At 38.1% G+C, this 13,999-nt stretch carries 11 protein-coding genes; 5 read left to right on the forward strand and 6 right to left on the reverse strand.

Going from position 1 to position 13,999, the window contains the following annotated elements; translation table 11 throughout:
- Positions 1 to 275: 275 nt before the first annotated feature.
- Positions 276 to 500: an AtpZ/AtpI family protein gene (locus tag AC04QZ_RS21580; RefSeq protein WP_478359429.1), complete on the reverse strand. Its 225-nt coding sequence runs from the start codon at positions 498 to 500 to the stop codon at positions 276 to 278.
- 110 nt (positions 501 to 610) lie between these two features.
- Here AC04QZ_RS21580 and porW point away from each other — a divergent pair, with 110 nt between their 5' ends.
- From porW to uvrC, 5 genes are all read left to right on the forward strand, one after another.
- The gene (porW, locus tag AC04QZ_RS21585; RefSeq protein WP_478359430.1) at positions 611 to 3,376 is read left to right on the forward strand and encodes a type IX secretion system periplasmic lipoprotein PorW/SprE; all 2,766 of its coding nucleotides are present in this window, start codon (positions 611 to 613) and stop codon (positions 3,374 to 3,376) included.
- Positions 3,377 to 3,481: 105 nt separating this feature from the next.
- Positions 3,482 to 5,701 (forward strand): transglycosylase domain-containing protein, encoded by a 2,220-nt coding sequence (locus AC04QZ_RS21590; RefSeq protein WP_478359432.1) that lies wholly within the window; start codon positions 3,482 to 3,484, stop codon positions 5,699 to 5,701.
- Positions 5,702 to 5,778: 77 nt separating this feature from the next.
- Positions 5,779 to 6,009, forward strand: a complete 231-nt coding sequence (locus AC04QZ_RS21595; RefSeq protein ID WP_478359433.1) for a hypothetical protein — start codon at positions 5,779 to 5,781, stop codon at positions 6,007 to 6,009.
- 2 nt (positions 6,010 to 6,011) lie between these two features.
- Entirely contained in the window at positions 6,012 to 6,380 is a 369-nt protein-coding gene (locus AC04QZ_RS21600; RefSeq protein WP_086547942.1) for a type II toxin-antitoxin system VapC family toxin, read from the forward strand.
- A gap of 33 nt (positions 6,381 to 6,413) precedes the next feature.
- Positions 6,414 to 8,216, forward strand: coding sequence for an excinuclease ABC subunit UvrC (gene uvrC / locus AC04QZ_RS21605; RefSeq protein WP_478359434.1), 1,803 nt, complete (start codon positions 6,414 to 6,416; stop codon positions 8,214 to 8,216).
- 108 nt (positions 8,217 to 8,324) lie between these two features.
- On the opposite strand, the gene porN is transcribed toward uvrC, so the two are convergent.
- The 5 genes from porN to AC04QZ_RS21630 form a co-directional block, all read right to left on the reverse strand.
- Positions 8,325 to 9,239: a type IX secretion system ring subunit PorN/GldN gene (gene porN, locus AC04QZ_RS21610; RefSeq protein WP_086547944.1), complete on the reverse strand. Its 915-nt coding sequence runs from the start codon at positions 9,237 to 9,239 to the stop codon at positions 8,325 to 8,327.
- Between the two features lie 7 nt (positions 9,240 to 9,246).
- A complete protein-coding gene (gene porM / locus AC04QZ_RS21615; protein ID WP_478359435.1) occupies positions 9,247 to 10,779 on the reverse strand; it encodes a type IX secretion system motor protein PorM/GldM in 1,533 nt (510 codons plus the stop codon).
- A 42-nt stretch (positions 10,780 to 10,821) separates the two neighbouring features.
- Positions 10,822 to 11,625: a type IX secretion system motor protein PorL/GldL gene (gene porL / locus AC04QZ_RS21620; protein WP_086547946.1), complete on the reverse strand. Its 804-nt coding sequence runs from the start codon at positions 11,623 to 11,625 to the stop codon at positions 10,822 to 10,824.
- Positions 11,626 to 11,665: 40 nt separating this feature from the next.
- Positions 11,666 to 12,991, reverse strand: coding sequence for a T9SS ring complex lipoprotein PorK/GldK (gene porK / locus AC04QZ_RS21625; protein WP_478359436.1), 1,326 nt, complete (start codon positions 12,989 to 12,991; stop codon positions 11,666 to 11,668).
- A 225-nt stretch (positions 12,992 to 13,216) separates the two neighbouring features.
- On the reverse strand, positions 13,217 to 13,987 hold the full coding sequence (locus AC04QZ_RS21630) for a uroporphyrinogen-III synthase (protein WP_086547947.1): 771 nt from the start codon (positions 13,985 to 13,987) through the stop codon (positions 13,217 to 13,219).
- Between the last annotated feature and the right edge of the window lie 12 nt (positions 13,988 to 13,999).

Genomic DNA, 13,999 nt, shown 5'->3' on the forward strand with positions numbered 1-13,999 from the left:
AAACGGCAATTACACCTATTAATAGGCCTACGAAAATGAAATAGATACTGGTAAATTTGGCTAGAGTCAATGTATAATTTCTTAGCAGATAAAAACTCCGGCAAAGATAAGCTTTTTAGTATCATTAAGTAGTGCAAAGCAGAATTATTATGAGGTTGATTAATTGCTTAACTGTTGAATTGGTTAACTGGTTAACTGAAGCTAGGGCTGAACCGTAAACTGCCAACTGAAAACTGTTAACTGCCAACTGCCAATTGAAACTGCCAACTGAAAACTTACAGCTTAGTCGCCTGCCTGATGGCCTGATATAATGCAATCCCCACCCCTGCCAAAGCAAAAGCAGCAGTAATTAAATTAGTTTTGCTGTTTCTGTGCTCATCGATCTTGTAACCTATAAAAGTAAGAAGGCCAATGGTCGCAATCATTTGGAAGCCAATAGCAGAATATTTGGCGGCTGCATTTACCTTTTTCTTTGTATCTTCTTCTTTCGGATTTTCCATTTTTTAATGCAATAATTAAATTAACTTTGAATAATTAAAATTTGTTGCCAAATAAAATATTTTTCTACATATATTGTTTATTGTATATCCACCTAAGAGATTTATCATACTTGAAAAATTACGCTAACAAAAACTTAAATCCCTTCCTCATCCTTATAAGTGTCCTCCTTATTTATGGCTGTGTCGCAAATAAAGATACAGCAGTAGATCGCAGGTTTCAAAACTTAACGGCAAGGTATAACTATATCTATAACTCCAATGTGTTACTAACCGAGTATAATGAGAGCCTGTTACAAAGTTATGCAGATAATTACGAAAAAACCCTGCCTGTTTACCTTGATCCCGAGCCTCAGGTTAATCTGGTACTTACACCAGGCGTAGCCAATAAACAGCTCGATGATGTTATTACCAAAGGACAAACCGTTATAAACGATAAAAGTTTTAGTAATTATATTGATGATGCCTATATGCTTTTAGGCAAGGCGAATTACTTAAAAGGCAACTATTTTATTGCGTCAGAATACTTTGATTATACGGCTAAAACCTATAACAACGATTTAAAAACATTTATTATGGCTATGAACTGGAAAGTACGTAGCCAAATGCAATTAAACAATATGGTGCTGGCCGATAAAATTCTCGACACCATGTTGCGTGCTTCTGATGAGCTAAAAAAAGATCTGGCAGAACCTTTGGCTACTGCCGCACAGATGCGCATTTACCAGAAACGCAATAAGGAAGCAATCCTGTTTTTAGAGTCGGCAATTGCACTTCCAGCCGAAAAACAGCTCCGTATACGCTGGCGCTTTATCCTTGCACAGTTGCAGGAAAAAGAAAAAAATCTTCAGGATGCTTATGCCAACTTCACCAAAGTTGAAAAAAGCAACGCCCCTTTTGAAATGTATTTTCATGCCAATTTAAACCGGATTAAATTAAAAGCATTATTAAGCGGCGTAAACCTGAACAAAGAGGAACAGCTTTTAGCGTTACTTAAAGACGATAAAAACTTCGATTATACCGACCAGATTTACTACCAGGTTGGCGAACTTTTTTCGGCAGAAGGAAACTTTGTAAAAGCGGAAGAAAATTACCAAAAATCGGTTGCAAAAAGTACCAGAAACCAAAACCAAAAAGCCCTGTCGTACTTAAGAATTGCTGATTTAAACTTTAAAGAATTTAACAACTACATTAAAGCAAAGTTGTATTACGATAGTACGGTAATGATTTTGCCTAAAAACTTTCCTGATTACGACAACATTGTTAAAAAAGCCGATAACCTGAAATATTTGACCGACAGGTATACCATTATTGCAAAGGAAGATACCGCCCAGGCTATAGCTAAACTTCCTGCTGGTGAGCGTGAAGCAAAGGTTAAAGCTTATTTAACACCAAAAGTTGAGGTGAGCAATACCGGAGGAGTAATCAGTAACCAGTATTTAAACGACCCCGATTTTCCTAATCAATCGTTAAACGCCTCGAACAAAATTGGCGGAAATACTTTTTATTTTAATAATAATGCAGCGATTAGCAATGGCTTTGGCGATTTTAAGAAACGTTGGGGCAACAGGCAACTGGAAGATAACTGGAGACAAAGCACCCGGTCTTCTGCTCAGGAAACCAATCAGGTTTTGGCAGGCGGAAATGTAGCCACTGGAATAAAACCCGCAAATGGAGAAACCAATCAGGCTGCACAAGACCAAACTTCATTAGAAAAACAGTTTTTAGATGGCCTTCCTACTACTCCGGCATTATTGGCCACATCTGATCAGAAAATTATCGATGCTTATTTCGAAATCGCCAGTTTTTATCAGCAGGAACTGAACGATAAACCAGAAGCAAACAAAATATACCTGGAACTGATTAAAAGATATCCTGATAACAATCATTTAGTTGCCATTTATTACAGTTTGTACCTTAATTATAAAGGTACAGATGAGGTAAAATCAGATCAGTACAAACAGTTGGTGCTTACGAAATTCCCGGAATCTAACTTTGCCAAAAACATTTTAGATCCATCCTATTCGGCCAAACAAACTGAAATGGAGAACATTGCCATCAACAATTACAATGTGACTTTTGATGCCTATGCGAAAAAAGATTATGCAACTGTAGTAAAACAGGCTAACGATAACATCACTGCTTTTCCAAACAACGATCTTGCACCGCAGTACGCTTATTTAAAAGCAATTGCCATTGGCCGTACAGCAAAAGTTGATCCCTTGCTTACCGAATTTAACCAGATTACCACGCTTTATCCAAACGATAAAATTATTACGCCATTGGTGCGCGATCATTTAAAATATATTGAAGCGAACCTGGAGGAATTTAAACAAAGGCCGCTTGCCCTGGTTGATTTCGATGCCAACGCACCACGTTTTGTAAGCCAGGCTACCCCAATTGCCGTTCCAACAAAACCTTTGGTAACCGATAATGCAACCGTAAAAACGGCAGAGCCTGCTCCTGTAGCCAAACCTGTTGACGTTAAACCTGCTGATCCTACTAAACCGGCCAGCATTTTTAGTGCAGCTAAATCAGAAGAATACTATTATGTGATCGACGTAGCGGATGCCACTTTAACCTTAAGTTCATCGCGTTTTGGAATAGGACAATTTAACCGTGGCAATTATCCTGATAATGATTTGGAACATAAATTGGTAGAGTTAGATAATGATCAGCTGATTTACATTACAAGTTTTATTGATTTGGAAGATGCTAAACTTTACGAATCGAGTATTACAGGCCAATTAAAGAACATTATGAAAGTTCCGGCTAACTTATATAAAGGTTTTATCATCAGTAAAGAAAACTTCGAAAAACTAACAGATCGCTCACGTATTCAAGCGTATCTGGAGTTTTTAAAAGACAATTACAAATAAGGAGCATGATTTGAGCCGGTGGTGAAAAACCTGTTCTATAAAAAATTAATAAATTTGCATCCAAAATCTTCTATTCTGGAGATTAATGGAAAATAACAATACAAAATGAATAAGTCCCTTTCTGCACAAGAAACAAAAAGATACAGTTTAATCATCTGGAAAATATTAATCGGGGGAATAGCCCTGTTTGCGATTTTCATTTCGATGATCGGTTTGGGGCTTTTTGGTGCATTACCTTCTTTCAGAGATATCGAACACCCTAAAAGTAATCAGGCTTCAGAAATTATTGCCGAGGATGGTCGGCCTTTAGGTACTTATTTTGTTCAGAACAGATCGAATGTGACTTATAAGGAAATTTCTGAAAATGTAATTAATGGATTAATCGCAACAGAAGATACCCGTTTTAAAGAACACTCGGGCATCGATTTTAAACGTACTTTTACCATCATCGGTTACAATTTAATCGGCAAAAAGCAAGGCGCGAGTACCATTACGCAGCAATTGGCTAAAAACCTTTTTCCAAGAGAATCGAACCTGAATTTTTTCTCCCTGGTATTAACCAAGTTTAAAGAGTGGATAGTTGCCGTTAAATTAGAACGGAACTATACCAAAGAAGAAATTATTACCATGTATTTAAATACGGTCGATTTTGGTAACCAGGCTTATGGCATTAAATCGGCAGCAAGGGTTTATTTCAATACCACGCCCGATAAATTAACCTTAACACAGGCAGCCACTTTAGTGGGCATGCAAAAAGGGATTACCATGTATTCACCAACACGTCATCCTGAGCGCTCGAGAGACCGTAGAAATACCGTAATGGCGATGATGGTTAAATCTGAGCTCTTAACCCAACAGGAATTCGATGAGCAAAAAGAGAAACCTTTAAACCTGCATTTTAATGCCGCAACCGTTAACGATGGTATTGCACCTTACTTCCGTTCGGTATTGAAGAATGATATTAAAACCATTTTTCAGGAGCAGTCGATTACCAAACCCGATGGCACACCTTACGATTTGGACCGCGATGGTTTGAAAATTTATACCACATTGAATTATGATATGCAGGTATACGCCGAAGAAGCGCAAAAAGAATATATGAAGATTCTACAGGCGCAGTTTATCGCCAGCTGGAAAGGCAGAAACCCTTTTAAAGATAAAGCTTTACAGATTGAACAGGGTATTAAACGCTCTGACCGTTACAAATCGTTAAAACTGGAAGGTAAATCGGACGATGAAATTAAAGACGATTTTAACACCAAAACAGAAATGACCATTTTTACCTGGAAAGGTAATATTGATACGGTAATGAAACCGATCGACTCCGTTCGTTATTACAAAATGTTGTTGCGCAATGCGATGATGACGATGGATCCAACCAATGGCCATGTAAAAGCATGGGTTGGCGGGATTAATTACGAGCATTTTAAATACGATCAGGTTAAAATGGGAACCAGACAAGTGGGCTCAACTGCAAAACCATTTACTTACGCCGTAGCTATTGAAAATGGATATTCGCCATGTTATACCGTACCAAACGTACCAGTAACGATAGATGGCTATGGAGAACCATGGACACCAAGAAACTCAGGTAAACCTTTACCAGGCAATATCACTTTGCAGAAGGCGCTGGCCTACTCACAAAATTTTGTTACCGCTTATTTAATGAAACAGGTTGGCCCGGTTGCTGTATCTACCTTAGCGACCAAAATGGGAATTCCTAACGTTCCGGCGTTTCCATCCATTTGTTTGGGAACATTCGATTCTTCGATTTATAATATGGTTGGGGCATATGGCGCTTTTGCAAACAAGGGAACCTATACCAAACCCATTTATTTATTAAGAATTGAAGATAAAAACGGGGTGGTATTGTTTTCTCAAAAGGAAATACCAAAACCAATTATGAGCGAGGAAGTTGCCTATGTAATGACCAGGATGCTTAAAGGTGTAGTCACCAACGGAACCGGTTCGAGATTAAATTATAAATACCATGTAAATGCACCAGTAGGAGCCAAAACAGGAACGACGCAGAATAACTCTGACGGTTGGTTTATGGCCATTACCCCTCAATTAGTAACCGGCATCTGGACGGGCTGCGAAGATAGGGCATTCCATTTTATCAGCACCAACCAGGGTGAAGGTGCCAATACCGCGTTGCCAATTTTTGCAGGTTTTATCAAAAGAGTATATGCCAATCCGGCTTTAAAAATTAGTCATGCTGATTTTGAGGCGCCAAAATCTGGTGTTTCCATCACCTACGATTGTAACCAATACCAGCAACAGGAAGAAGGCGCAACCGAATTGGATGAGAAGTTGGGATTCTAGGTACTATAGTCATTCCAAAAGTTTTCAGGTAAACTATTGGAGATAAATATTAAATTTGTAATAGAAAATTGAAATATATGAGAGTTACACTAGAAATATCAAATTTTGATGAGATGGAAAAACTCCTTTCTTTATTTCAGACTATGAAATTAGAAAATATTAAAATAATTTCTTCACAGCAGGATAGTAAGTCCAATATATTAAAAGGCGATAAAGCACTTAATCCTAAAGAACTTTTTGGTATATGGAAGGACTCACCAAGAAATATAGAAGATATAAGAGATAAAGCATGGGATCGTAAAAAATAATTATGATTTTGTGTGACACTAATATTTTAATACATGCATTCAATGGTAACACCTCAACCATCGAAATATTGGAAGAAATAGGTTTCAAAAACATTCTGCTCTCATCAATTACGACGATGGAACTTTTGCAGGGCATGGGAAATAAAGTAGAGCTAGCGCAGATGAAGAAAAAGATCAAGTATTACGATATTATCCATTTTGACAACTATATATCTCAGAAATCCGTAGAACTTATCGAAAACTTCAAACTAAGTCATCATCTTCAAATACCAGATGCAATCATTGGGGCAACAGCTATTGTAAATAAAATTGAATTGTTTACTTATAACAAAAAAGATTTCGATTTTATGCCTAACATTATTCTTTATTAAAAAATTACCTAATTTTTGCTCCTTTAATTTCCCATGAGCAGTTTCGACCATAAAACAGCATTAACCGCAATTCCGCATAAACCCGGTGTTTACCAATATTGGGATGCTGATGGAAAGCTGATGTATATTGGAAAGGCTAAAGACCTGCGCAACCGTGTGGGCTCTTATTTTAATAGTGACAGAAACCAGTTTAATGGCAAAACAAGGGTGCTGGTATCCAAGATCCGTAAAATTACTTTTACCATTGTTGATACAGAGATTGATGCCTGGTTACTTGAAAACAGCTTAATTAAAAAACATCAGCCAAAATTTAACATCAACCTAAAGGATGACAAAACTTATCCATGGATTATTGTTAAAAACGAGAATTACCCCCGAATCTACTGGACAAGGAAAGTGATTAAAGATGGCTCTACCTATTTTGGCCCTTATGGCTCGATAGGTATGATGCATACTATTTTGGATCTGATTAAGGAAACCTATCCGCTGCGTACCTGCACTTTGCCTTTAACAGAGAAAAATATCGCTGAAGGAAAATTTAAAGTTTGTTTGGAGTATCAAATCGGCAATTGTAAGGGCCCTTGTCAAAATTACCAGACCGAAACCGACTACGATAAAAATATAGGGGAAATCAAAGAAATCCTGAATGGCAAAATTGGAAATGTTATCCGTGATGTTAAAGGAATCATCAAATCAGCTTCAGAAAATTTGAACTTCGAACTGGCGCATCAGTATGCAAGGAGATTAGAAGTACTGGAGAAATACCAGAGCAAATCGACTGTGGTAAATAGCGCCATCACCAATGTGGATGTGGTCAGTATTGCATCAGATGAACGTTATGCTTTTGTGAATTACCTGAAAGTAATGAACGGAACGATTATCCAGACGCAGACCATCGAGGTTAAAAAACAGCTTGACGAAAGTGATGATGAGATTTTAACCCTGGCCATGTTAGAGTTCAGAACGAAATTCAACAGTACCTCTAAAGAAATTATTGTTCCTTTTGAGCCTTCGTTAGAAGATGAAAGTTTAAAATTTACCGTTCCCAAACTGGGCGAAAAGAAAAAACTCTTAGAACTTTCGCAGAAGAATGTATTGTTTTTCAAAAAAGAGAAACTCAATCAATACGAAAAGTTAAACCCCGATTTACGCACCGATCGTATTTTAACGACTATGCAGAAAGATCTGCGCTTAACACAGCTTCCAAAACATATAGAATGCTTTGATAACTCCAACTTTCAGGGAAAATATCCGGTTTCGGCAATCGTTGTTTTTAAAGACGCAAAACCATCAAAAAAAGACTACCGCCATTTTAATGTGAAAACGGTAGAGGGTCCTAACGATTTCGCGACCATGGAAGAAGCTGTTTTCCGTCGCTATAGGAGAATGTTAGATGAAAACCAGACTTTGCCTCAACTCATCATCATTGATGGCGGTAAAGGGCAGCTTTCGTCGGCCGTGAAGAGTTTAAAGTTATTGGGTATAGAAAACAAAGTCACAGTAATCGGTATTGCCAAACGCTTGGAAGAGTTATTCTACCCGGGCGACTCCTATCCATTGTATCTGGATAAAAAATCAGAAACCTTGAAAGTGATCCAACAGCTCCGTGATGAGGCCCACCGCTTTGGGATTACCTTCCACCGCAAGAAACGCGATCAGGGGACACTTAAAACAGAACTCGAACAGATTGAAGGTATTGGTAAAACTACTGCTGATAAATTGCTCACTCACTTTAAATCGGTTAAAAAAATTAAAGAAGCTACCGAGAAAGAGCTGGCCGAAATATTGAACAAAAAGCAGGTCATCACCCTTCAGGCTTATTTTAATCAGGAATAGCGCTTTTAATCCTCATTCTCTTTGAAGAGAAATCTCAATTTCTACCATATAGTCTAAACGATATAAACAAAAAAAGCTCCGATGAAAATCGGAGCTTTTTCGTAATATTTAGTATTCCCAAAGGCCTTGTTCGTAATCAAGAACAGATTTTTTAATCCTTTCTGATTCGTACAACCTTTCTCTGGGATCGGTAATAATATCTCTGATCTTATTGTCGCCAGGATTTGACTCTTTTACAATGTAGCTGCTGAATAAGCGGCGGATAAAGAAATCATCGAAACTCAATGAAGAAGCATCGTTATTGGTATTGATCAAACGTTTCTTCGTTAAAATCTCCCTCGCCTCCGGATAGTACACCCAAAATACCGGTTGCCATTGTTTAGAAACCTCATTGTATTTTAATGGCGCAATACCTACAATACGCGGTTCGAAAACAGAACGTTTGGTATCAAAAATCCAGTCTTCTTTAATTCTGAATTTTAAGAATAACTCTGGGTTAAAATCATTAACTACCGTAGTAACCGTTCCGGTTTTATTGTTCGAAACCTCTGCTGTTCCTAAAGCTGATTTGGCTGCAGAATCTGCCGACATTGGATTAAGAAACGCATCATCTTCATTCAATGCACTGTCAATTGGCGAGTATGCTGTTAGTTCATCTTTCTTAATTGCTGCAATTAATACATCAATCAGGCGAGATTTAGGTGATTTTAAGGCCGAATTAACCGTATCACGTAAATCAATTTCTCTCCAGATCCGTTTTGCATAAAAAACATCCTCTTCTCTCACATCTGCCAAAGGAACCATTTCAGTACTGTCAATGTCCTTACGGGCATAAAAACCATCTTTAGGTGGTACCTTAAGTTTCTTTTTAGCTGTTTTAACAGGGGCTTTCACCGTATCTGCCACAGGAGGTGCGGCAACTACTGGTGCAGCTTTCTTCGGTGCTAACCTGGTAGGCTTTTTTTGTGCAAAAGCAAATGTGGTTAACAACACTAAAATAGCAATACTTAAAATCCTTTTCATCTTCTTTTTATTTTACGCTAAACGCTAATGAAGGCAAAATTTTCTGACGGCCATCTGGGCCTATCGAAACAATATCTTCAAAAAACACTCTTGTACCTGGTGTAATCGAATTTATTGCACCTTTAACCGCACCTGCGAAACTTCCACCGCTACCTGGAATGGTAACAGCATCAGAACGCGGTTTGATAATTGTTAACTTATAACGTTGTATCTTAAATTTCACATCGAAAGGAAAATCGTCAAGATCTGCCTCAATTTCAGTTTCACTTTTTAACTGTACCGAAGCTACATCTCCTCCAGCGCGGCCACCAACTTTAGCTACCGGCGTAGGAATTCCTTTAACCCTGAATTTTTGTGAGCCTAAACTAACAGTTTTACCAGCATTGTTTGCTGATACATTGATAGAAACATCTTGTCCAACCAGGCTTCCCGGAACGTTAACATTGTAGTTCCCGTTACCACCAGACATTGAACCGCCAGAAATGGAAGCACGAATACTTTCTAATGGGAAACCTGCTGCTGATACCGTAAATGGATTCGGAATACCGGCATAAATTACATTCAGTTTTGTTGAAGAAACCGATGCAGATGGTTTCGCTACCTGATAAGTTTGTGGTTGAGTTTTGTATTCCTTTACCTGACCATCAGTTTGGCGAACACGAACCGTACCTACCCAGGTAAACTGACCAACACTGCTGGTACCACCGCTATAAGTTCCCTTACCATCTTTAACCGATAATTTACTTCCGTTAACGGTAATATCAGGAGTAGATCTCGAATCACTAGCGGTTAAAAATACTTCAGCAGTATAAGGCTGGCCCTGGATTACATAAGAAGTAGGTGCTACTGCCACTGCCGCAAACTGATCCAAATTAACCTGTGCTTTATCCATGTTTCCGAATAATTTTTTAACCACCTCTGCTTCAGCATTTTTAGTATCTGTTTGCAGTTTGGTTAAAATCGTCATTGCAGCAGTTAATGGCGTTCCCTCACCAAAGTAAGTTTCCTGCCAGTTACCTTTTCTTTTTCTTGCCGGATCTTTAGCTTCAAGAGAGAATGATACATTTGCCCTATCAGCAGGATCTAATAAAGAGATTAATTTTTCACGCGTGGCGTTAATTCTCTTTTTTAACTCATCCGCTTTCTTTTGATTGATCATGATATTCTGTGCAATATCCTGATTTGATCTATTTACCAAATCCTCAGTTTCCGGATCAATTCCATCACCTGCCTGGGTAAATTCTTTTTTAATGCTTTCAATATAATTATTTAAGTCATCAGCTGCCTTTTGTGCTTGTTTTGCCTTATCGTAAATTGGCTGGGCACGGGCTGGCTCTTCTTTCAACTTCGAATTTTCGAAGGCAGAAAATAACTGATTAATACTTGTATTTACATTGTTTTTAGAGGTATCCAAACTATCATTGATATTTTTGAATGCATCTAAAATGGTATCTGATACGTTTAAGGCGAGCATAGCCAACAATACCAAATACATGATATTGATCATCCGCTGCCTTGTTGTTTCTTTTCCGCCTGCCATGTTTGATGTAGCTTTTCCTTTAAAAATTAAAAACTAAACAAATTATACACGTGGGCCGTTCATAGCCGATAACATATTGCCATAAATTGCATTAAGCGATGATAGGTTTTTAGCCAACTTATTCACCTCTTCTTTAAACTGTTTCGAATCTTCCATCGATTCGTTAAAGTTTTGCATGGTTAATGATAAGTTCGAATAGAATTTATTCATCGATTTTAGATGCGCGCTGGAATCTTGCAATTCTAATTCATATACTGCATTTAAAGCTGATAAATTCTTAGCTAAATTGTTCACCTGATCGTGGTAAGCCTGAGAATCTACACTGCTCTCGCCCATTGCTTTCAAATTAGCTGTGGCTTTATCAAAAGATGCACTTAAGTTATCAAAACCAGCTGAAGCTGTTTTAATTTTGCCGGTAAATTCGTTGGTTGCGGTAGATGCATCTGCAACATTAGAAATCGTTGCCACTTTATCACCAAAAGTACGTAAACCAGATCCTAAGCTTTCAATCAATTCAGGACCGATTTTAGCATCTGATAACATTTTATCTAAAGCTGCTGTATTCGATGCAGTTGCTGCCACTGGTCTGGCTGATGCAGTTGGTAATTCTCCTTTAAAATCTGCTTTTAATTCAGGGTAAACTCTTTCCCAAGCTGGTTCTGGCTCTGGCGGGAAAAATCCTGTTAAAAAGAATAAAAATGCTTCTACACCAAGACCAAGACCGATCATGTAGTTACCCAAAATTCCACCAATGTGGAGAATTTTAAATAACGCTCCGATAATTACAATACTTGCTCCCCATGAAATCGCTACGTGTAACCAGCCTGGTTGTTTCTTTGCTGCCATAAAATTTTGATGTTTTTCTTTAGTTTTTAGTTTGTTTGGTTTAATGTCTTAAGTCGGTACCAGGGTAAGATGAAACGCATCTGAAACCAATATATGATCTTTGTGTATCCTGATATTCGTATGTTGCTACGGCGTTTTGCAGAAAATAACCGGTGTCTTTCCACGAACCGCCTTTTACGACTTTACGTTTTTTGTATTTGCTGTCGGTTGCACCAGCATCATAAGTAAAATTCGGGTTCAAATCGTGTAATAACGGGCTTGCACCTTTATTATAAGCGGTTAATGTCCATTCTGAAACATTACCAGCCATGTTGTACAAACCATAATCATTCGGAAAATACGATCTAACACCTACCGTATAAATACCACCATCGCTCGAATAATCGCCACGGCCTGGTTTAAAGTTAGCTTGTAAACATCCTTTTGTATTTCTGATATAAGGACCACCCCAAGGGTATTTGGTTTTGGTATTACCACCTCTTGCTGCATATTCAAATTCCGTTTCAGCTGGTAATCTGTAATCTGATCTAGATCCTACAGGTAATTTTCTTGCTGTAGCAACACCATCATATAACCTGGTTCTCCAGTGAGAGAATGCTTTTGCCTGCTCCCAGCTTACACCTACTACAGGATAATCATCATAAGAAGGGTGATTATAATAGCCACGCACCATCGGATCGTTTTGTGAATAAGAATAATCTGTTTTCCAAACCATTGTATCCGGATAAATGGCAACGGTATAACGATCGATATAATCCTGGCGTTTACTGTTTGGATCTTTATGTCCGATAGCGGCTTTCTCCATATTTAATTCGGCATAAGAATATTCGAATTTACGAACATCTAATTCCTTTTTTCCAGGAAGCGCATCTAAACCTGAATAATACATCCCATCTAATTGGCTCACCTGAGCAGCCGCTGCGCCCCTACCTTTATTACGCCAAATGTTGGCTCCGTTTGGCCCAACTTTTTTCCAGTCAATATATCTCTCCCCACCAACAGCAGCTGCGGCATTTCCTCTTGGGGTAATCATAAATTGTTGAGGGTTGCCCATCATTGCAATGGCAATCGAATCGCGTACCCAGTTGGTAAACTGGCGATATTCAGCATTGGAAATCTCCGTTTGGTCCATAAAGAACGCACTAATGGTTACCATTTTACTTGGCCCATTCTGAGAGAAAGTGATATCTTCATCCGAACCTCCCAGTGGCGTATGCCCTGGTGGCACGTAAACCATTCCTAGTGGGATTCTATCGTTTTTGAATTTTCGGTTATAAGCACCAACCAGCTCGCCTGGGCCACCATGACCACAGCTTGCTAGCATTACAGTTATACCTACAATAGCTAGAAGGTAGATTTTCTTCATATTTTTTATAGTGTGCACAGCACGATTAGGAGCAATTTTATCAAAAATCACTGAAATTATCAACAAAAGCAAATATTTTACGTTAAATCATCACTCAAAGGCAATTAAAGTTAGATTAACTTTTTTCCAACAACCTTATATTTTGTTCAATAAAATGCGTAACTCTCTTATTAACAGTAAAGTTACGCATTTATTGTATTGACTTAAAATAAATTATTAATCGTATTATTTATTAGATATTTTGATGTAATTTTCAATAGCCATCGTCATAGATGGAACGCCCGGGGTTGGCGCAGCAATATCCACGATCAGATCCATATCGGTACAAGCCTTACTTGTGTTGGTTCCAAAAGCAGCAATCCGGGTATTATTCTGTTTAAAATCGGGGAAATTTTTAAACAACGACTGAATACTTGAGGGACTAAAAAACGCAATAACATCATAGAACACTTCGGCTAAATCAGATAAATCGCTCACCACTGTTTTAAACAAAACAGCAGGGGTAAAATTATACCCGCTTTTTTCCAAAAACTTCATCGTGTCTTCGGTAGCCATATCAGAGCAAGGGTATAAAAACTTCTCGTTGGCATGCTTTTTTAGTACCTCTGCTAAATCTGCTGCAGTTTGTTTACCAAAAAAGATTTTGCGCTTACGATATTGAATGTACTTCTGTAGATACAAAGCAATGGTCTCAGAAAGACAGAAATATTTCAATTCTGCCGGCACTTCATAACGCATTTCTTCACAGATTCTGAAAAAATGATCGGCTGCATTACGGCTGGTAAAAATTACCGCTGTAAAATCGGCCAGGTTAATTTTATCCTTTCTAAAGTCTCTTGCGGGTACACCTTCAACGTGAATAAAGGACCTAAAATCAACTTTTAAGTTGTGTTTTTTGGCCAAATCGTAGTAAGGAGATTTTTCTGTTTCAGGTTTTGGTAAAGTAACCAAAATACTTTTTACTTTGCGGATTCTAGAGTCGTTCTTTTCTTGCATTTTCCTTTTTCC

The sequence above is a fragment of the Pedobacter folensis genome (assembly GCF_056490665.1).